The following is a 19,038-nucleotide window of genomic DNA, read 5'->3' as shown; positions in this document are numbered from 1 at the left end:
TCCCGGCGGCGGAGCGAACCCCGGGAGGAGTGCGCCCGGAGCCACCGGAGGGCGGCGCGGCCGTCAGCACCCGGTCAGCGCGCGGTACGCACGCGGTCAGCGCGAGGGAACAGGGTGCGGCCATGGACACAACGCAACCCCCGACTCCACCACCCGCGCGAGCGGGGCGCCGGGAGTGGGTCGGCCTGGCCGTACTGATGCTCCCGGTACTGCTGATCGCGATGAGCGTCACCGTGATGAACTTCGCGGTTCCCCACCTCGGCGCCGACCTGCGTCCCAGCAGCACCGAGCTGCTGTGGATCATGGACGTCTACACGTTCCTCCTGGCGGGGCTTCTCCTGACCATGGGGGCCCTGGGCGACCGGATCGGCAGGCGCAGGCTCCTGCTCCTGGGTGCCGCCGCGTTCGGCATCGCCTCGGTCGCCTCGGCCTTCGCCACCACTCCCGGGATGCTCATCGCGGCCCGCGCGGTACTCGGGGTGGCCGGAGCCACGCTGATGCCGGCGACACTGGCCCTGATCCGCACCCTGTTCACCGACCCCGGCCAACGCAAGCTCGCCATCGGGCTGTGGACCGGCGGGTTCATCGGCGGGACGGCCATCGGTCCGCTGGCGGGCGGCGTCCTGCTGGAGTTCTTCTGGTGGGGGTCGGTGTTCCTGGTCAACGTCCCCGTCATGGTGCTGCTGCTCGTCGTCGGACCGTTCCTGCTGCCGGAGGCCCGGGACGAGCACGCGGGCGGACTCGACTGGCTGAGCGCGCTCCTGTCCCTGGCCTCGGTCCTGCCGATCGTGTACGGGATCAAACAGTTCTCCGAGAACGGTCCCACCTGGACGGCGGCGGCGTCCGTGGCGGTCGGCCTGGCGGTCGGGACCTGGCTGGTACTCCGCCAGCTCCGGCTGACCGATCCCGTGATCGACGTCCGGCTGTTCCGCGACCCCGCGTTCAGCGTCGCGCTGCTCACCGTGCTGCTCGGGGTGTTCTCGCTGGTCGGGTTCATGTTCTTCGTGTCGCAGTACCTGCAGCTGGTCCTGGGCCTGCGGCCGATCACCGCCGGACTGTGGATGCTGCCGATGGTGGTCATGTCGGCGACGGGCGCGGTCCTGTCCGTGGCCCTGTCCACACGGGTCCACCCGGGTCACGTGGTCGGCTCCGCCCTGGTGCTGGGCACGTGCGGCATGCTGACGCTGACGCAGGTCACCCCCGAGACGGGCATCGCCCTGCTGTTGTGCGGCATGGGCATGGTGGGCGCCGGTATGGGGGCGATCGCCTCGGTCTGCACCGACCTGGTCGTGGCGAGCGCCCCACCGCGGCGGGCCGGGGCCGCGGCGTCCCTGTCCGAGGCCGCCGGCGAGCTCGGCGGCGCGCTGGGCATCGCGGTCCTGGGCAGTATCGGCATGGCGGTCTACCGCGGCGGGGTGAGCGCCGAAGCACCCGACGACGCGCCGCCCGAGGTGGCGGAAGCCGTACAGGAGACACTGCCCGGCGCGGTCGCCGTGTCCGAGCAGCTTCCCCCCGATGCCGGTGACCAGGTGCGGGAGGTGGCCTTCCGGGCCTTCACCGAGGGGATGCAGTCGTCGGCCCTGAGCTCGGCCCTCGTTCTCGCCGTCGCGGCTGTGCTGGTCTTCGCCACCCTGCGCAGGATCCCGGCGCAGGACCTCGGCAGGGAGCACGAGGACCCGCCCGGGCCAGCGGAGGGGAGACGACCGGGGGAGGACTGAGGGTGCGGGTGGGTACGCCGTTCGGGGTCGGGTTCCCCGATGGACCAGGCATGGGTGTCACTGCGGGCGAGGACTGTGGACATGACTGCGACGATCACCGCGGCCAGTGCTGTGGAGGCGATGACGGCGAGGGCCGCACCCTGGGAACCAGCGCGAACACGTCGAAGCTCGTGCCCTCGCCGAAGACGAGGGCGGTGCGCGGACGTGGACAGCTTCTCGGACTCGTACCACCGGTGGCCAGCCGAGGGCGGTGTGACGGGCTCAGGTGACGTGGTCGGACAAGGGTGCGCGTGCCATGCGCATGTTCGGGAGCCGGCCCCGCCAGAGATGCTGCTCACCGGTGGCCTCGAACCCGTAGCGCTGGTAGAAGAGGACGGCCCGCTCGTTGTAGGTCGTCACCCACAGGCGCATGGGCGAATCTCCGGCCCAGTCGAGAAACACCTTCATCAGCCGACCGCCGATGCCACCTCCTTGGGCCTTCCGCAGGAGATACATCGGTCCGAGGTTGACGGCTTCCTCCTCGCGGCGTCCGCACAGGAATCCGACGATCTCGCCTTGGCTCCGTACGACACGGCAGAAGAACCGGTCGGGCTGACGCGCAGCCTGGACGATGAACTCCTGCCATTGAGCGACTTCCTCAGGTGTGGTGACAGGACCACGGTGTTCGCGGATCCAGGCCTCGTCGATCCCCGCTTGTCTGTTGGGGTAGGTCTGGATCCAGGCGGTCAGCAGCACCCGCGCGATCGCCGGTGCGTCGTCGGCGAGAGGGGTTTCGATCACGTGGTCCACAGGACTCCTCCCTGAACGCACCCGACCGTGGGCGCTGTTCGAGCCGCCCCCTCCGTGACGCCCAGGTGCCAGGAGACCGGAGGGCCCTTCGACCCAACGGTATGCACGACCGACGGTGGGGACGCCTCTCCCCCCGCACGGGCCGGTGACCGCAGCACCCCGGTGCGTCCACGCCGTTCAGCGCTGGAGGTCTGCCCGGGAGGCCCCTGCCGGGAAACAGAGCGCGCCGTCCCGCCCCGTGGCTTGGGCGGGACGGCGTTCCCGGGAACCTCAGGGGCTCAGAACCTCAGGAGGAGGCGGGTTCACCGGCGCCGCGCAGGTGGGACATGCTCCCGTACAGCTCCTGGAGCCGCCGCACCTCGTCGGCGTCGACGAAGCGGGCGATGCCGCGGCCGTAGTCCTTCGCGGCCTCGATGACGAACCGGACGGCGCTCTCCACGCTGCGCAGGTCCGTCGCGCCGATGGCCGACCCGGCCACGGCCTCCTCGGTCACGATGGCCACGCCCACGACCGGGGCGCTGGTGGCCGTCGACTCGGCGAGGTCGTCGGGGGTTCCGGTGTAGGGGGAGCAGACGTCGGTGAGCACCCGGGCCCCGGTGGGCAGGCGACGGCCGAACTTGGCCTCGGTGTCGCGCCTCTGCTCGGGCAGGGGGCACACGACGCCGACGCTTCCGGTGTCGCCGAGCAGGGCCGCGGCGCCGAAGGCGATCATCCGGTCGGGCACGAAGAGCGGCTTGGTGTGCTCCAGTTCCGGGAAGGCGCCGGTGCAGGCGAGCAGCACCGCGTCGACCTCGCGTTCCAGGTCGGCGAGCAGGCCCGGCAGGCGTTCCATGACCAGGGACTCGCCCAGGACGACGGAGGTGCCGTCGGCGAGGCGGGTGGTGAGGGCGTGGCCGTCCGGTGCGACCGGCCGCGCCTCGATCTGGGCGCGGGTGAGGCCGTCCAGGACGCCCCGCTCGACCACGGTGGCCCCTTTCGCCGCGCAGGTCGCCCATACGTTGTGTGCCAAGAACGCGGTCGTGGTGCTGGAAAAGCTCCACATCAAGAACATGACGGCCTCCGCCAAAGGCACGGTCGACGCGCCGGGCGTCAACGTTCGGCAGAAGGCGGGGTTGAACCGGGCGATCCTGGCCAAGGGGTGGTACGGCCTCAAGCTCGCCTGTCAGAACGCGGCCCGGCGGACCGGGAGTCGGATCGTGGAGGCCAACCCCGCGTACACCTCGCAGACCTGTCACTCGTGCGGGCATGTCGCGCCGGAGAACCGAGAGAGCCAATCGGTCTTCCAGTGCGGCAGGTGCGGGCACAGGACGCATGCGGATGTGAACGCGGCTCAGAACATTCTTGCGCGCGGATGGACTAACCCTTCGGGGTGAACCGTGCCAGCCTGCGGAGACCTCTGGGGTGCCGTGTCGGTGAAGCAGGAACCAGCGCGCGCTGTGAGGCGCGTGGCGCCGCCGGGCCGCAAGGCCCGGTCGGAATCTCCCTCGTTCACGAGGGAGAGGAAGTCAACATGTGGATCCCGATGACGGCCCCGAGGAGGCTCACCAGGACGGTGACGATGACGACGACGGGTTCGAACGCGCGCGGGTGGCGGGCGCTTCCCGGGGTCTGCGGTTCGGTGGACGAACCAGGTGCCGACGGTTCCATGTGTGTCCTTCAGGGATGGCTCACGTCCGTCGAGGACGGAGTGTCGCTGGTCAAAGGCCTGCGGTGCGCGGCTGCCGCGTCCTGGCCCGTCACGCCCAGGCTGCCTTCCGTTCACCTGCCAGGGCAAAGGTTTCCCACTATGTGGGAGTTAAGATCACATTTCGATCCCCGGAGCCGGGGTGCCGGCCCCTCCTGCGGACGTAGGGTGGGCTTCCATGTCCACCGGTTCCACGGAACGCACCGGCCCGCTCCAGACGGTCGACCGGGCGCTCGACGTCCTCCTCAGCTTCGACGAGTACCGCACGAGCTGGGGCGTCCTCGAACTCGCCGACGAGTTCGGCCTGTCGAAGTCGACCGCCCAGCGACTGCTGGCCTCCCTGGCGGGCAAGGGGTTCCTGCGCGCCGACCCCGACACGCGCCGCTACAGCATGGGCCCCGCCATGTGGCGCATGGCGGGCCTGTGGGAGCGCTCGGGCGGCCTCTCCGTCCTGGCCGAACCCCTGCTCGCGGAACTGGCCCGCTCCAGCGGCCGCACCTGCCTGTTCTGCGTCCCCGACGGCGCGCACGTGCGCTGCATCGCCGCGGTCGGCGGCTCGGAGGGCCCGCGCCGCTCCCACCCCTTCGTCGACGAGCTCTACCCCGCCCACGCCGGGGCCACCTCCCGGGCCTACTTCGCCTTCCTGGACCCCGCGGAGCGCAGGGCCCTGCTGGTGGGGCGCCCCTCCGCCCGCTTCTCCGACCTCACGCCCTTCGACGAGCAGCAGGTCGAGGAGCTCTTCGACGCGGCCGTCGAACAGGGCTACGCGCTCTCCCAGGGCGAGTACGACGCCGCGTCCCGCGCGCTGGCCGTCCCCGTGTTCGGCGGCAGGCGCCCGGTCGGCTCCGTGACGCTGGTGGAGAACAAGCACTCCGACCACGACGACGAACTGCTCGACCACCTGGCGCCGCTGCGCGCCGCGGCCGACGATCTCACCGGGCTGCTGTCCAACCGCCGCCCGGCACCGCCCACGCGCAACTGGAGGCGGGGGCACGGCTCCCGCCCCTCCCCGCGCCCGACCGCTCCCTGAAGGGGGACCATGCCCGAGCTGCTGCTCTTCTCCAACTCGACCAACCACGGCCGGGACTACCTCGACCACGCCTGGGAGGAGGTGGAGGCCTTCCTCGACGGCCGGGACACGGTCGCGTTCGTGCCGTTCGCGGGAGGCGGCCACGACGCCTACACCGCGCGGGTGGCCGAGGCCTTCGCGGCGCGCGGGGTCCGCGTGACGGGGGTCCCGGCGGACGCCGGGGCCGCGCGGGTCCTGGACGAGGCGCAGGCCGTCTTCGTGGGCGGGGGCAACACGTTCCGCCTCGTGGCCACCCTCCAGCGCACCGGGCTCCTGGACGACCTGCGCGACCGCGTCCTGGCCGGGCTGGCCTACATGGGGGCGAGCGCGGGCACCAACATCACCGCGCCCACGCTGCGCACCACCAACGACATGCCCATCGTGGAGCCGTCGTCCTTCACCGCGCTGGGCTTCGTCCCGTTCCAGATCAACCCGCACTACCTGGACGCCGACCCCCGGTCCACGCACCAGGGCGAGACCCGTGAGACCCGGCTGAGGGAGTTCCTGGAGGCCAACGACGTGGACGTCCTCGGCCTGCGGGAGGGGACGCACCTGCGCGTGCGGGGCGCGGGGTCGGACGTGGTCCGCGCGACCGTGGGCGGCACCGCCGTGCAGCCGGGCGCCCCGGGCCCGGCGATCGTCTTCCGCCGGGGCACGGCTCCCTTCGAGGTGTCGGGCGAGGTGACCGACCTGTTCGCGCGCACGCCCCGCTTCGACCAGCCGGTCTAGGGTCCGCGGCGCGGGCCCCGCGAAGGGGTGCGGGGCCCGCGCCGTGCCCGTCGGGCCGGGACGGGGAGACGGCGATGCCTTCCCCCCTGGCCCGCTCCCGGTCACCGTCGTCCCGCGTGCGGCCCTCACCGGTCCAGGCCCGACCCTCGCCGACCCGCACTCGCTTCCCGCCGCTCCCCTACGCGATCCCCCATCCCGTGCACGCCCCTCGCTGTTCCCAGCCCGGCTCTCGCCGTCCCGTGTGCGGTCGTGCGGCCGGGAAGCCCCGCGGCCCGCGTCCGGTCCCGTCGCCCCGCGTGGGACCAGTCCGGCCAGGAGGCACCGCCGCCCCACGGAGCACGGAAGTCACCCGCCTTCACGTCGACCGGTCGACCCTGGGCAAAAAGTGCTACACGAACGTGTAGTTCGCTACATGAACGTGTAGCCTGACGGTATGAGCTCCACACCACCGCCCCCCAGCGAGGACCTCACCGGGCGGGCGCGCATCCGCGACGCCGCCCTGGCGGTCTTCGCCGACCGCGGGGTCAAGGGCGCGACCGTCCAGGCCATCGCCGCCGAGGCGGGCGTGTCCACCGGCCTGATCCGCCACCACTTCGGCTCCAAGGAGGGCCTGCGCGCGGCCTGCGACGCTTACGCCATCGGCACCCTGCTCGAACAGGCCCGCAGCAGTCTGGGCGAGGACGCGGCCGCCCCCGGGTTCGGGGCGGCGATGTACCAGGCCAGCCACACCAGCACCCGCTACCTCGCCCGAGCCCTGGTGGAGGGCTCCGCCTCGGCCTCGGAGTTCTTCGACACCGGCGCCGACTTCGCCGAGCGCTTCCTCAGCGAGCACTGGCCCGACCGCTATCCGCCGGGAGCACGGGTCACACGGGACACCGCCGCGGTCATGGGCGCCATGCACCTGGGCACGCTCGTCCTGCACCTCCACCTGTCCCGCCGCATGGCGGCCGACTCGCTCGACCCCGAGCACGCTCCGCGCGTGGGCGCGGCCATGGCCGGGGTCTACACCGCCATGGCCGACTTCTTCTCCGGCGAGCAGGGACGGCGGATCGCCGACGCCCTCCCCCACCCCGAACCCGACTCCGACCCCCCTGGAGAAGAACCATGACGGACGCGATCCACGTCGCGGGCCTGACCAAGCGCTTCGGGCCCACCAGGGCCCTGGACGGCTTGGACCTGCGCGTACGAACCGGGGAGGTCCACGGCTTCCTCGGGCCCAACGGCGCGGGCAAGACGACGGCGGTCCGTGTCCTGCTCGGACTGGCCCGGGCCGACTCCGGCACCGCGCGCCTGCTCGGCGGCGACCCCTGGCGGGACGCCGCCGCCCTGCACCGCCGACTGGCCTACGTCCCGGGCGACGTCGCCCTGTGGCCGGGGCTCTCCGGCGGGGAGATCCTCGACCTGCTCGGCCGCGTGCGCGGCGGAACCGACCAGCGGCGCCGCGCCGCACTCGTGGACCGCTTCGAGCTGGACCTGCGCACCCGGGGCCGCGCCTACTCCAAGGGCAACCGGCAGAAGGTCGCGCTGGTGGCCGCGCTGGCCGCCGACACCGAACTCCTGGTCCTGGACGAGCCCACGTCGGGTCTGGACCCGCTCATGGAGGAGGTCTTCCGCCACGCCGTCGCCGAGGAGAGGGCCCGGGGCCGCACCGTCCTGCTCTCCAGCCACATCCTGTCCGAGGTGGAGGCGCTCTGCGACCGGGTCAGCATCATCCGGGCCGGACGCACGGTGGAGAGCGGGACCCTGGCCGAGCTGCGCCACCTGTCCCGCCTGACCGTGACCGCCGAACTCACCGGGTCCCCCGACGGACTCGCCGCCCTGCCCGGTGTGCACGACCTGGCGGTGGAGGGCTCACGCGTGCGCCTGCACGCCGAACCCTCGGGGCTGGAGCCCCTGTGCGCGCGCCTGGCCGGACTGGGGGTGCGCGACCTGACCGTGCGGCCGCCCACGCTGGAGGAGCTGTTCCTGCGCCACTACACCGCGGCCGACCACGGCGGCGAACACCCGGAGCGGGTCCGATGAGCGCGTCCGTCGCCGCACGGCCTCCCCGGGCGGCCTTCCCCCCGCTGACGGCCGGGACGCGGCACCTGGCGCGGCTGTCCCTGCGCCGCGACCGGATCCTGGTCGCCGTGTGGCTGACCGCCACGGCCGGTATCGCCCTGGGCGGCGCGGCGGCGGCCGACGCCACCTACCCCACCCCCGAGGCGCGCCAGGAGCGGTGGGAGCAGCTCCAGAGCGTGCCCATGTTCGCCCTGTTCCAGAGCCGGGCCTTCGCCGCGAGCACCGAGGCCCTGGTCGCCCAGCAGGCGTTCGCCGCCGCCACCATGTGCGCCGCCCTGGGCGCGGTGCTGCTGGTGGTGCGCGGCACCCGTACGGAGGAGGCCTCGGGCCGGAGCGAACTGCTCGGGGGAGCACCGCTGGGCAGGCACGCGGGCCTGGCGGCCGCGCTCACCGTGGTGCTGACCTCGGCGGCCGTGCTGGCGGCCGTCGTCGCGGCGGGCCTGCTCGCCCTGGGGCTGCCCGTGGCGGGCTCGGTGGCGCTGGCCCTGGTCACCGCCGCGGCGGCGGGGGTGGGCGCGGGCCTGGCCGCCGTCGCGGTGCAGTGCACCACCCGCCCGGGCACCGCGGCGGGGCTGGCCCTGGGCGCGTTCTACGTCATGCACATGGTGCGCGGCACGGGCGCCGCTGCGGGCGGGGACGCCCTGTGGCTGACGTGGGCGGTGCCCAACGGGTGGTTGGAGAACGTGCGCCCCTTCGCCGACGAGCGGTGGTGGGCCCTGCTCCCGGTCCTGGCCTGGATCACGCTGACCGTCGCGGCCGCGTTCGCCCTGGCCGAACGGCGCGACCTGGGCTCCGCCCTGTTCTCCCGGCGGGGCGGCCCCGTGCGGGCGGCCGGGTGGCTGGGGTCGGTGCCCGCCCTGGTGTGGCGGCTGCACCGCGGCTCCGTGCTGGTGTGGACGGCCGCCCTCGCGGTCATGGGGCTGGTGATGGGCCGCACCGGCGCGGAGGCGATGGCCGAGTACGCCGACATGCCGTGGGTGCGCGCGATGGCCGCCGAACTGGGCGTGGCGCCCGCCGACACCTTCTTCGTCTACGTCGTCTTCGCCTTCGTGTTCCCCGTCGCGGCCCACGCCGTGCTCACGGCCCTGCGCGTGCGCGCCGAGGAGAACGCCGGAACGGGGGAGCTGCTGCTCGCGGGGCCGACCGGCCGGACGGCCTGGGCGCTGGCGCACGCCGCGGCGGCCTTCGCCGCCCCCGTGGTCCTGCTGACCGCCCTGGGTGCGGCCGTGGGCCTGGGCGCGGGTCTGGGCAGTGAGCGGATGTGGACCGACGTCGGTCGCTTCACCGCGCTGACGCTGTCCCTGGCCCCGGCCGTGTGGGTGGTCGTGGCCGTCACCCTCCTGGCCTACGGGACGGTTCCGCGCGCGTGCGCGGCGGTGGGCTGGGGGTTCCTGTCCGTCGGGATCCTGACCGAGATCGCGGTGAAGGTGAGCCTGGTGCCGGACGTGGTGTTCGTGCTGGTCTCGCCCTTCGCCCACGTCAATCCGTACTACCGGGAGACCTGGGCCTCCTACCCGCTGCTGACGGCACTGGCCGCGGTGCTCACGGCTGTCGGGCTGTGGGCGCTGCGCCGCCGCGACCTGCCCTCCTGAACGGAACCGGGCGGCCGCTCCCCCCGGCCCGGGACGTGCCGGGGTGGGGGAGCGGACGGTGTCCCCTGCCCGCTGCCTCTCCGCGGGTCGGGGACGCCGCCGGCCGCGCGACCCGCCTCCGTGCCCTCGATCCGCCTACGCGCCCTCGATCCGCCGCACGGTGCGCCGCAGCAGGAACGCCAGCGCGGCGGCCGCGACCAGGAGCCCGCCCGCCAGGCACGGCCACGGTCCCAGCGGTCCGGCGTCGTAGCCGGGCAGGGCCAGGGCGGGCCAGGCGGGCGGGAGCGGCAGCAGCAGGAGGTTCCAGGGCGCGGGCAGGGCCCAGGCCGCCACGGGGGTCAGGACCAGGAGCGCGCCGAGGCCCTTGACCACGACCAGGGCCTCCACCTTGTTGGCCGCCAGCGCCGTCATGGACGCCGTCAGCAGCGGTGCCTGCAGGGCCGCGAGCACGAGGGCGACCACGACCGGCGCGGACCACCCGGAGGTCATGAGCCCGCTCAGCGGGAGTGCCGCGGCGAGCCCGGCCAGGGACAGGGCGGCGACCAGGGCCGTCCGGTAGCCGAGGTAGGCGGGCACGGACACGGGCGAGGCGCGCAGCACGAGCAGGACGTTCTCGTCGGAGTCCTCGACGGCGCGCAGGCCGCCGACCACCCCGAACATCATGGGCACGTGCAGCAGGACCAGCGCAGCCAGGACCACGGGGGTGTGCGGTGCGAGGTCGAACCCGTGGGAGCCGAGGAGGAACTCCGAGGCCAGGGGGAAGACCAGGCGGATGAGCAGTGCCAGCAGCACCGGTGCGCCGAGCATGAGCAGCAGCAGGGGGTCGCGTCCCGTGCCGAAGAGGTCCACGCGGGCGAAGCGCGCGATCGCCGGGAGGCCGCCGCGCCCGGTGACCGGTCGGACGGACCCGGACCCGCCCTGGCCGCTCGCACCCCCGTCGCTCGCACCCCTGACGTTCGTGCGCCGCCGGGGTTCGGGGGCCGCTCCGCGCTCGACCGCGCGGGAGGCGGTGACCACCCCGGCCGCCGCCCACGCCATCGCGTAGACGGTGCCCACGGCCAGAGCGGCGGGGGACGCGTCGAGGGAGCCGGGCGCGGTTCCCAGGCGGATGAGGTCGGCGCCGACGGTGGTCGGGACCGCGTACAGGAGCGGGTGCTCCAGGATCCCGCTGACGTGCACGAGGGGGACCAGGACCAGCGGCGCGACGGTGAGCGGGGCCGCCAGGAGGAAGCCCGACAGGTCCCGGGCGCGGGCGCCCACCGCCAGGCACACGGTGAGCAGCAGCAGGCAGGTCAGCGCCACCCCGCCCAGGACCGGCGGCAGCGCCTGCGCGAGGTCGGCGAACCGGCTCCGCAGCGCCGCCGCGAGCATCGGCACGGCGATGAGCAGCGTCAGCGCGGTGAGCACCGAGAGCCGGGCCGCCACCCCCTCCCCCGCGCGCAGCGGGGTGACCGTCAGCGCCGAACGCGTTCCCTCGGTGCGTTCGAAGAGCAGCAGGGCCGCGGCGAAGAGCGCGCCGAAGCCCGCCGTGTCGAGGAAGAGCAGGTAGGCCGCCACCGTCCCGGCCGCCTCGGCGGGGACCGCGAGCAGGACCAGGGTCCACACGACGCCGAGGGCGGCGGCCACGGGCACGACGCCGTAGCGCAGCCCGACCCGCGACTCCAGCGCGGTGGCCGCGAGCAGGCGGTTCACAGCCGCTCCCGGGTGAGCGCGGTTCACAGACTCTCCCGGGTGACCGTCGCGAAGACCTCGTCCAGCGAGGCCTCGCGGGTGTGCAGCGTCTCCACCTCGCCCCGCCTCAGCAGCGCCAGGAGTTCGGCGTCCTCGGCCAGGGCCTCCATCGGCATCTCCCGGGTGGCCTGTCCGCGCACCCGGGCCACGAGTCCGGGGCGTCCGTAGCGGAGCTTGAAGTCGCGCGGTGTGTCCACGGCGGCGATCCGCCCCCCGGCCACGAAGGCGACCCGGTCGCACAGCAGGTCGGCGGTGACCATGTCGTGCGTGGTGAGGAAGACCGTGCACCCCCGGTCGGCCGCCTCCCGGACGACCTCCCGCAGCAGGGCGGAGCGCACCGGGTCCTGGCCCGAGGTGGGCTCGTCCAGGAAGAGGAGTTCGGGTCTGTTGACCAGTGCCCGGGCCAGGTTGAGCCGCATGCGCATGCCCTTGGACAGGTCGTCGACCCTGCGGTCGGCCGCGTCGGCCAGGTCCACCCTGGCCAGGAGTTCGCCGGGGTCCTCGACGGGTCCGCGGTAGAGGGAGGCGAAGGCGGCGAGGTTCTCGCGGGCGGTGAGTTTGCCGAACCCGGCCGGGAGCTCGAAGCCCACGCCCACGCGCTCGAAGTAGTCCGCGCCCCGGTCGCGCAGCGGCTGCCCGAGGACGCGCACCTCGCCCTCGTAGCGGCGCAGCAGCCGGGTGAGCACCTTCTGGGTTGTGGACTTCCCGGCGCCGCTGGGGCCGAGGAACCCGAAGACCTCGCCGCGTGCCACGGAGAAGCTCATCCCCGCGACCGCGGGCCGGTCGGCGTTCGGGTAGCGGACCCGGAGGTCCTCGACGGTGATGACCTGGTCGGTCATGGGGGTCCTCAGGTTCGGTGGTGGGCGGGTGAGGGGGCGCGCAGGGCCAGGAAGGCCCGGTCGACGAGTGCGGGCAGTTCGTCCTGCCCGCCCGAGTCGACCCAGGCGATGACGGCCTCGGACAGCGCCGCCGAGCAGGCGGCGGCGACGACTCTGGTCTCCAGATCGGGATTGGTCCCGGGCGGAGGCAGATCGGGGGCAGGGGCCTCGGGGCCGGGCGGGACCGGGTCGGGCTCGGTTCCGGGCGGGGCAGGACCGGAGGCTCCAGTCCGGCGCGGGGCCAGACCGCGTTCGAAGGCGGTGCTCGACGAGGCCAGGTTCTCGCCGATACGCGAGCGCAGGGCCGGGATGGACAGCAGGAGGCTGGCCCGGGCCAGCAGCGCCTCCCGGCCGTGCTCGTAGACGCGGCCGAGTCCGACCAGGGTGGCCCGGTGGATCCGCTCGACGGCCGGGAGCGTGTCGGGCTGCTCGCGGACCAGCTCCTCCAGCATCGGGTCGTACTCGTCCCGCAGGACCACGTCCTCCTTGGAGGGGAAGCAGCGGAAGAACGTCATGTGCGAGACGCCCGCCTCACGGGCGATCTGGGCGACCGTGGTCGCCTCGTAGCCCTGCCGCTCGAACAGGCGCAGGGCGGCCTCCTGGATGGCGGCCCTGTTGCGCTGTCTGCGGCGCGTGCGCTGGTCCATGTCCGCCCCTCCCCCACCCGGCTCCGACACAAGAAGTGTTACTCACTAACACAAGTTCGTCAATCCCTTCCGCGACCACCCAGAACTCCGTGGAGCCCCGGGGCAGTCCGGCGGAGAGAACGCACGCATGGTCGTTTCCAGGACACGTGTGGCATCCGACGACATGCACTCCCACCTCGTCGGCCAGTCGAACTCTGCTCTGCGGCGCCCCGGGATGCACGAAGGCGAGATTCCAGTACCGGGCCCCACCGAACTGCTCGCCGTACGGGAGCCCTCCTCCCTCAGGGAGTCCCAGTTCGGCTGCGTACGCGTCATCAGCTTCCGCGCGGGCGCACAGGTCTGGGAGATGGTCGTGGTCGCCATGGACGTCACCGTCGTCACGACGGCCCTGACCGAGGCGGGGACCTGGGATCGGCGGCTCTGACGCCCGTGCCACAGCAATCTTCGGTCTGCTCGGCCGACCCCGCTGGCTCTGGCTGGGAGACCGCCCGGGCACGGACCGGGCGGCCGGTTGTCAGACCGGGCCCGTAGAGTCCTCGCGTCCTGCAAGGCAAGCACGGAGAGGCCCACTCACATGACCCGCCACACCCCGCCTCGCCCGGTGGACATGGAGACGCTCTTTCCCGAACTGCGGCCCCTGCGCCGGGAGGCGGTACGGCTCCATCCGCGTACGGGCCAGCCCTCGTGCGAGGAAAGCTCGGTGGGCGGGCCGCTCCTGTGGCCGGTCGACGAATCCTGGCCCGTGTGCGACGGGGAGCACTATGAGAAGGACAGCAACACACCCTACGAGGGGGAGGTCCTCCTCGTACCCGTCGTACAGGTCTACAGGAGGGACGCTCCCGGCATTGCGTTCCCGCAGGGGTGCGACCTTCTCCAGGTGCTGTGGTGCCCCTACGACCACGGTGAGTTCCGGTACCCCCTGCCGCGGGTGCGCTGGCGCAGTGCGCGTGCCGTGGGCGAGGTGCGAGCGACGCCTTCCCGGCACGCCGAAGCGTCGGAGGAGTACGTTCCCAGCCCCTGCGTGGTCCATCCCGAACAGGTGACGGAGTACCCCAGCTGGGACCTCCCCGCGGACCTCTTCGACACGTTGGGAGAGCGTTTCGACCAGGTCGAGCGGGAGACGGGCTGGCGCTACCAGTACCACCTCTCCGACGCCCCCGGGATCAAGCTGGGAGGGTATCCGGGGTGGACCCAGGAACCGGTGTGGCCGGAGTGCGGCTGGTGCGAGCAGCCCATGGACCACCTGCTCACCGTGTCCAGCTGGGAGTACGACGGGGAGTCCTGGCGCACGTGGCTCCCGGTCGAGGACCGGGCGGTCGTCGACGGTGAGGAGACGTGGCGTTCCGAGCGGGGACGCGAGGCTCAGAATCCCGCCGGTCTGATGCTGGGCGACGCCGGTGGTGTGTACGTCTTCGAGTGCTGGTCATGCCCCGAACGCCCCGTCGGCCACTGGTTCGACTGCTCCTGAGCGAACGGCTCGCTCGGGACCACCGGTGGCGAACCGCCGTGAGAGCAGCGAAAGTCGGCACGGAGTAGGACCATCCGGGAATGCGGCTGAGCATCGCCCCAGACCTCCAGGCCACCCCCTTCACGTGCGACCACTGCGACTCCGAGCACCTGCGGATCCGCGGCCTCCCCAACAGCGAGCACGGCGCGTTCGCGACCTACCACGCCCATCTCCACAACCACGGCGGCGTGCACGAGGCCTACCTCGGCCTCGTCATGGACGCGGGGCTGACCCGAATCCGCGCCCCGGCTCAGCGTGCCGCGAAGCCGCCTGCGGACACGGGGCGCGCTCCCGATGCGGCGAGTTCCCGGCACGGTCGTCCTCCAGTACGCCGGGCCGGGCCCACCACAACGGGTCCCGCACCGGGATCGCACCAGGCGCCACGGCTGTCACACAAGGCGCGGTGACACCGGGTCGGGTTGGAAGGCGACGTGCCCGGCGATCTCCGCGACCGCCGGGTAGGCCTACGGGGCGGGCTCGCCGTTCTCCAGGTAGAGCGTCGTGCCCTCCTGGCGGGCGCGTACGGCCTGGGTGACCCTGCGCACCAGCGGAGGGATCGTGACCTCTGCGATCCCTCCCACGTCGTGGAACCCGTATCCGGTGAGTTCGCTCGGGTCGAGGACGATCTGGTCCAGCCACTGCTGGTCCAGCACTCCCCCGTCGAAGACGAACAGCTGCTTGTCGCCCTCGGCCTGCGTGGGCGCCCAGTCCACCACCAGGAGGCGTCCGATCGACGGAACGATCCCCAGCTCCTCCTTCACCTCGCGCGCCGCGGCCTGGCTCGGCGTCTCCCCGCGCTCCATGTAGCCGCCGGGGATCTCCATGTGGTCCTTGTAGGAGGGAACCACCAGCATCACCCGGCCGAGGTGGTCGAAGAACAGGGCGCCGGCAGCGACCCGGGGACGGGCGAAGGACGCCGTGGGATCAGAGGCCATGCCCCGACACTAACGGCTCCGGGGCGACCGCACCCCCGCTGCTCCAGACCTTTCGGGGCGGGTCGAGCGCACCCGTACCGCCGGGCGGATGGCCCGGCGCCGGTCAGCGGCCGCATGCCGTTGCCAGCGTGCGGTTCCCGTCCGCTCAGGACTCGACGGTGACCCGGACCTTGCCAGGGTTGAAAGCGACGTGCCCGGCGATCTCCGCGACCGCCGGGTAGGGCTCCTCGTACGCCCACACCGCGTCGACCAGCTCCTCCCCCTCCCCGACCGCGAGGGTGCGGTAGGTGGCGGTCCCCTTGTAGGGGCAGTGGGTCGTGGTCGGGCTCGGCCGCAGCACGCCGGGGTCCACGTCGGCGAGCGGAACGTACTGGACCGGCGGGTAGACGGACTCCCGCAGGGTCAGCGCGGCCTCGGTGTCGGCGACGACCCGGTCCCCGACCCGTGCGACGACGCGCGCGCCAGCGGGTTCGACGGTGATGGGATGGTCGGGTCCGGGTGTCCTGCCCTGTCCTGTCATGGTGCTCCTCCCTCTCCCCGCCGAGGCTACTCCGCACCCAAGGGGGCCCGCGGATCGGCGACACGCCCCTCCCCCGCGGAACCCGGACACCGCGAAGGCGGTCGTCCCCGGGCCAGGCGATCGTCCGTCCCCGGGGTCAGGCGGCCGTCTCGGCCAGCACGGCGGCGAAGGCCGCCAGCCGCGACCCCCGGGCCGCGGTCCGCCAGACCAGCCCCAGCTCCGACGCGGCCAGCCCGGTGACCGGCACGTAGGCCACGTCCGGCCGCCGGTTGTACTCGGCGGCGGCTCCGCACACCAGCAGGGCGCCCCTGCCCGCCGCGACCAGCGACAACCCCTCCTGGAGCGTGGCCGCCCCTCCCTCCTGGGGGATGGGCGCGCCGCCCGGGGTCACCCGGGGCGAGTTGACGTGCCGCCAGTACGCGGGCGCCTTCCCGGCCAGCGGAACCAGCCGCACACGGGCCAACTCCTCCGCGCCGATCTCCTCCCGCCCGGCGAACGGGTGGGAGCTGGACAGGGCCAGGGTCTGCGGCTGCCGGGAGAAGGCCAGGCCCAGGGTCAGGTCCGGTTCCCGTACGGGCGTCAGGACCACGGCCGCGTCCACCCCGCCCTCCCGCACCGCGCCGAAGGGGTCGGCCAGCGGGATCTCCACCAGGTCGACCGCGACCAGCGGGTTGCGCCGCTCGAACACGGTGAGCGCCTGTGCCAGCGGCTCGTAGACGGCCCCCTGGAACCCGATCCGCACCCGTTCGACCGTGGAGCGCGCCCGGGAGCGGGCGTCCTCGAACACGCTGGCCAGCGCGCCGTAGGACGGGCGCAGGGACTCCAGGAAGTCGGCGCCGAACTCGCTCAGCCGGACGCGGCGGCTGGTGCGCTCCACCAGGCGTGCGCCGATCCGGCCCTCCAGCGAGCGGATCAGCTGGCTGACCCGGCTCTGGGAGACGCGGAGGCGTTCGCCGGTACGGCCGAAGTGGAGTTCCTCGGCCAACACCAGGAAGCACTCGATCTCGTGGAAGTCGATCTCACGTGCCACGGCCGTACCCTTCCGGCGTCGCTGCCCGGGTGGTCCGGCCCCGGAGTTCGGAGCTGGATCGATGAGCCCAGCTGATCGAAGTATGAGGGATCGCCCGTTGTTCGGCGACCGGGAGGGCACTTGACTCGGAGCATGCCCACGACCCCGTCACCACAGCCCTCTTCGCCACAGGCCTCATCGCCGCAGGTCCCGCCACCGCAGACCTCGCCGCCCCTGCCCTCCCCCGTCCGGGGATGGTCCACCGTCGTCGCGGTGGCCCTCGGCACCTTCACCGTCGTCACCACCGAGATGCTGCCCGTCGGGCTGCTGACCCCCATGGGCGCCTCCCTGGAGGTCACGGAGGGCACCGCCGGTCTGACCCTGACCGTCACCGGCCTGGTGGCGGCGGCCACCGCGCCCTTCGTCCCGACCCTCATCGGCCGCGCCGACCGCAAGGTCGTCCTCGTGGCGCTCATGCTCCTGCTCGCCGCCGCCAACCTGCTGTCGGCCTGGGCACCGAACTTCGCTGTCATGGTCACGGCCCGCGTGCTCGTCGGCCTGGGCATGGGCGGCGTCTGGGCGCTGGCGGCGGGGCTCGCGCCCCGGCTGGTGCCCGAGCGGTCGGTGGGGTCGGCGACCTCCACCATCTTCAGCGGGATCGCCATCGCCTCGGTGTTCGGCGTCCCGGTGGGCGCCTTCATCGGCGCCCTGGCCGACTGGCGTAGCGCCTTCACCTCTTTCGCCGTCCTGGCCCTGGTCGTCGCGATCGCCATGAGCGTGCTGCTGCCGCGCCTGCCCTCCGAGCGGGTGGCCCGCCTGAGCGGTGTGACCGGCCTGCTGCGCAACCCCCGGGTGGCCACCGGTCTGCTCCTGGCGGTGCTGCTGGTGACCGGCCACTTCGCCGCCTACACCTACCTCCGCCCCGTCCTGGAGACGACGGCGGGCGTCGGCGCGGGGCTCGTCGGCACGATGCTGCTGGTCTACGGCCTGGCCGGTGTCGTCGGCAACTTCGCCTCGGGCCCGCGCGCCGTCCGCGCCCCGCGCGCCACCCTCGTGGTGCTCAGCGCGGCCCTGGGCGGATCGGTGTTCCTCCTTCCCTGGATCGGCGTCACGGTCCTGGGCGCCGGGGTGCTCATGACCGTGTGGGGCCTGGCCTACGGCGGGGTGTCCGTCAGCTCCCAGACCTGGATGATGCGCGCGGCCCCCGAGGAACGCGAAGCCGTCTCGTCGCTGTTCGTCGGCGTGTTCAACGGCAGCATCGCGCTCGGCGCGCTGGTGGGCGGCCTGGTCCTGGACGGCGCGGGCGGCACCGCGGTCCTGTGGTTGGCCGCCGCCCTGGCCCTGGGCGCGCTCGCCGCGGCCCTCCTGGGCCGGGCGCCCGCGCGGACGTCCTGAGCTCCCCCCTTCCCGGGCGGGTGCGCCCGGCACCCGCGCCTGCGTCCGGGGCCCGCCCCGCCCTTCGGCACACGGTCGCCCCGGCGAAGGCGGAGTCTCCGCCCCGGCCCGGGCCAGGCCCCGGGCCGGGGGCCTGGCCCGGCTCCGGGTTCAAGCCTGCCCAGGGCCCGGGTCGTCGTGGCGGAGGCGGCCCCACGGAGGGGAGGGCCTCGGCGGACGGAACGCCTCAGGCCCGGGGCGGGTGCGGAAGGACGTCCTCCAGCAGGGCCGCGAACTCGTCGGCGTCGGGTTTGGTGTCGCTGAGCAGGGTGTGCAGGAGGATGCCGTCGATGACCGCCGCCACGTTCCGGACCCGCACGGGATCGTCGGTGTAGCACCGTGCGAAGGCCGAGACCGCGGCCAGCCAGCGGTCCGTGGCCTCGCGCAGGTGGGGCTGGCGGGCGGCCAGCAGGAACAGCTCGTACTCGGCCAGCAGGCGGCCCGGGTCAGCGACGACCTTGGACAACAGCTCGGCCAGGTCGCGTCGACGGTCGCCGCCCGAGGACATGCGGCGCATCCGCTCGGAGTCCTCGTCCATCACACTGGTCAGGGCCTCGGTCAGCAGGTCTCCCAGACCGGTGAAGTAGTAGGTGGTGGCGGAGGTGGGCACCCCCGCCTCCTGGGAGACCGTGCGGTGGCTGACCCCGGCGACCCCGTCGCGTTCGATGACGCGCAGGGTGGCCTCGATCAGGGCCTGGCGGCGCTGCTCGCCCTTCAGGCGGCGTCCGTCCGAGT

At 73.4% G+C, this 19,038-nt stretch carries 21 protein-coding genes; 11 read left to right on the top strand and 10 right to left on the bottom strand.

Features of this window, described 5'->3' with window-relative positions; translation table 11 throughout:
- Positions 1 to 122: 122 nt before the first annotated feature.
- Entirely contained in the window at positions 123 to 1,718 is a 1,596-nt protein-coding gene (locus FYW99_RS25115; protein WP_223839535.1) for an MFS transporter, read from the top strand.
- Positions 1,719 to 1,979: 261 nt separating this feature from the next.
- Here the strand turns inward: FYW99_RS25115 and FYW99_RS25110 are convergent, their stop codons facing one another.
- Both FYW99_RS25110 and FYW99_RS32530 read right to left on the bottom strand, forming a co-directional pair.
- A complete protein-coding gene (locus FYW99_RS25110; RefSeq protein ID WP_190394802.1) occupies positions 1,980 to 2,507 on the bottom strand; it encodes a GNAT family N-acetyltransferase in 528 nt (175 codons plus the stop codon).
- A gap of 286 nt (positions 2,508 to 2,793) precedes the next feature.
- A complete protein-coding gene (locus tag FYW99_RS32530; RefSeq protein WP_223839526.1) occupies positions 2,794 to 3,516 on the bottom strand; it encodes an AroM family protein in 723 nt (240 codons plus the stop codon).
- Between the two features lie 10 nt (positions 3,517 to 3,526).
- Here FYW99_RS32530 and FYW99_RS25100 point away from each other — a divergent pair, with 10 nt between their 5' ends.
- Entirely contained in the window at positions 3,527 to 3,880 is a 354-nt protein-coding gene (locus tag FYW99_RS25100) for a zinc ribbon domain-containing protein (protein ID WP_223839524.1), read from the top strand.
- Between the two features lie 115 nt (positions 3,881 to 3,995).
- Here FYW99_RS25100 and FYW99_RS31940 read toward each other — a convergent pair whose 3' ends face one another.
- Positions 3,996 to 4,154, bottom strand: a complete 159-nt coding sequence (locus tag FYW99_RS31940) for a hypothetical protein (RefSeq protein WP_190394807.1) — start codon at positions 4,152 to 4,154, stop codon at positions 3,996 to 3,998.
- Positions 4,155 to 4,369: 215 nt separating this feature from the next.
- Between FYW99_RS31940 and FYW99_RS25095 the strand changes: the two genes are divergently transcribed.
- The 5 genes from FYW99_RS25095 (at position 4,370) to FYW99_RS25075 (ending at position 9,642) form a co-directional block, all read left to right on the top strand.
- Positions 4,370 to 5,221 (top strand): IclR family transcriptional regulator, encoded by an 852-nt coding sequence (locus FYW99_RS25095; protein ID WP_150254496.1) that lies wholly within the window; start codon positions 4,370 to 4,372, stop codon positions 5,219 to 5,221.
- A gap of 9 nt (positions 5,222 to 5,230) precedes the next feature.
- Entirely contained in the window at positions 5,231 to 5,989 is a 759-nt protein-coding gene (pepE, locus tag FYW99_RS25090) for a dipeptidase PepE (protein ID WP_150254495.1), read from the top strand.
- Between the two features lie 433 nt (positions 5,990 to 6,422).
- Positions 6,423 to 7,097 carry a TetR/AcrR family transcriptional regulator gene (locus FYW99_RS25085; RefSeq protein WP_150254494.1) on the top strand — a complete coding sequence of 225 codons (675 nt, stop codon included), beginning with the start codon at positions 6,423 to 6,425 and terminating at the stop codon, positions 7,095 to 7,097.
- The gene (locus tag FYW99_RS25080) at positions 7,094 to 8,011 is read left to right on the top strand and encodes an ABC transporter ATP-binding protein (protein ID WP_150254493.1); all 918 of its coding nucleotides are present in this window, start codon (positions 7,094 to 7,096) and stop codon (positions 8,009 to 8,011) included. The genes FYW99_RS25085 and FYW99_RS25080 overlap by 4 nt, the downstream gene beginning before the upstream one ends.
- On the top strand, positions 8,008 to 9,642 hold the full coding sequence (locus tag FYW99_RS25075; RefSeq protein ID WP_150254492.1) for an antibiotic ABC transporter: 1,635 nt from the start codon (positions 8,008 to 8,010) through the stop codon (positions 9,640 to 9,642). Before FYW99_RS25080 ends, FYW99_RS25075 begins: the two co-directional genes overlap by 4 nt.
- A 135-nt stretch (positions 9,643 to 9,777) precedes the next feature.
- Here FYW99_RS25075 and FYW99_RS25070 read toward each other — a convergent pair whose 3' ends face one another.
- The 3 genes from FYW99_RS25070 to FYW99_RS25060 are packed head-to-tail and all read right to left on the bottom strand — an operon-like array spanning position 9,778 to position 12,898.
- Positions 9,778 to 11,334, bottom strand: a complete 1,557-nt coding sequence (locus FYW99_RS25070) for a fluoroquinolone export ABC transporter permease subunit (protein ID WP_150254491.1) — start codon at positions 11,332 to 11,334, stop codon at positions 9,778 to 9,780.
- 23 nt (positions 11,335 to 11,357) lie between these two features.
- Positions 11,358 to 12,212 carry an ABC transporter ATP-binding protein gene (locus tag FYW99_RS25065; protein ID WP_150254490.1) on the bottom strand — a complete coding sequence of 285 codons (855 nt, stop codon included), beginning with the start codon at positions 12,210 to 12,212 and terminating at the stop codon, positions 11,358 to 11,360.
- 8 nt (positions 12,213 to 12,220) lie between these two features.
- On the bottom strand, positions 12,221 to 12,898 hold the full coding sequence (locus tag FYW99_RS25060) for a TetR/AcrR family transcriptional regulator (RefSeq protein WP_150254489.1): 678 nt from the start codon (positions 12,896 to 12,898) through the stop codon (positions 12,221 to 12,223).
- A 148-nt stretch (positions 12,899 to 13,046) separates the two neighbouring features.
- Between FYW99_RS25060 and FYW99_RS25055 the strand changes: the two genes are divergently transcribed.
- The 3 genes from FYW99_RS25055 (at position 13,047) to FYW99_RS31935 (ending at position 14,812) form a co-directional block, all read left to right on the top strand.
- A complete protein-coding gene (locus FYW99_RS25055; protein WP_150254488.1) occupies positions 13,047 to 13,322 on the top strand; it encodes a hypothetical protein in 276 nt (91 codons plus the stop codon).
- Positions 13,323 to 13,472: 150 nt separating this feature from the next.
- Positions 13,473 to 14,366 (top strand): DUF1963 domain-containing protein, encoded by an 894-nt coding sequence (locus FYW99_RS25050; RefSeq protein WP_150254487.1) that lies wholly within the window; start codon positions 13,473 to 13,475, stop codon positions 14,364 to 14,366.
- A gap of 80 nt (positions 14,367 to 14,446) precedes the next feature.
- Positions 14,447 to 14,812, top strand: a complete 366-nt coding sequence (locus FYW99_RS31935) for a hypothetical protein (RefSeq protein ID WP_190394801.1) — start codon at positions 14,447 to 14,449, stop codon at positions 14,810 to 14,812.
- Positions 14,813 to 14,869: 57 nt separating this feature from the next.
- On the opposite strand, the gene FYW99_RS25040 is transcribed toward FYW99_RS31935, so the two are convergent.
- The 3 genes from FYW99_RS25040 to FYW99_RS25030 form a co-directional block, all read right to left on the bottom strand.
- Complete coding sequence (locus FYW99_RS25040) at positions 14,870 to 15,340, bottom strand: NUDIX domain-containing protein (RefSeq protein WP_150254486.1); 471 nt, start codon at positions 15,338 to 15,340, stop codon at positions 14,870 to 14,872.
- A 145-nt stretch (positions 15,341 to 15,485) separates the two neighbouring features.
- Positions 15,486 to 15,860, bottom strand: coding sequence for a DUF427 domain-containing protein (locus FYW99_RS25035; protein WP_150254485.1), 375 nt, complete (start codon positions 15,858 to 15,860; stop codon positions 15,486 to 15,488).
- Between the two features lie 136 nt (positions 15,861 to 15,996).
- Entirely contained in the window at positions 15,997 to 16,890 is an 894-nt protein-coding gene (locus FYW99_RS25030) for a LysR family transcriptional regulator (protein ID WP_150254484.1), read from the bottom strand.
- 252 nt (positions 16,891 to 17,142) lie between these two features.
- On the opposite strand from FYW99_RS25030, the gene FYW99_RS25025 reads away from it, so the two are divergent.
- Positions 17,143 to 18,264 (top strand): MFS transporter, encoded by a 1,122-nt coding sequence (locus FYW99_RS25025; RefSeq protein WP_150254483.1) that lies wholly within the window; start codon positions 17,143 to 17,145, stop codon positions 18,262 to 18,264.
- A gap of 226 nt (positions 18,265 to 18,490) precedes the next feature.
- Here the strand turns inward: FYW99_RS25025 and FYW99_RS25020 are convergent, their stop codons facing one another.
- Positions 18,491 to 18,991: a TetR/AcrR family transcriptional regulator gene (locus FYW99_RS25020; RefSeq protein ID WP_150254528.1), complete on the bottom strand. Its 501-nt coding sequence runs from the start codon at positions 18,989 to 18,991 to the stop codon at positions 18,491 to 18,493.
- Positions 18,992 to 19,038 lie beyond the last annotated feature (47 nt).

Origin of the sequence: Nocardiopsis deserti (genome assembly GCF_008638355.1) — a bacterium.
GTDB classification, from domain to species: Bacteria; Actinomycetota; Actinomycetes; order Streptosporangiales; family Streptosporangiaceae; genus Nocardiopsis; species Nocardiopsis alborubida.
This window is presented reverse-complemented; position numbering and strand designations above follow the sequence as displayed.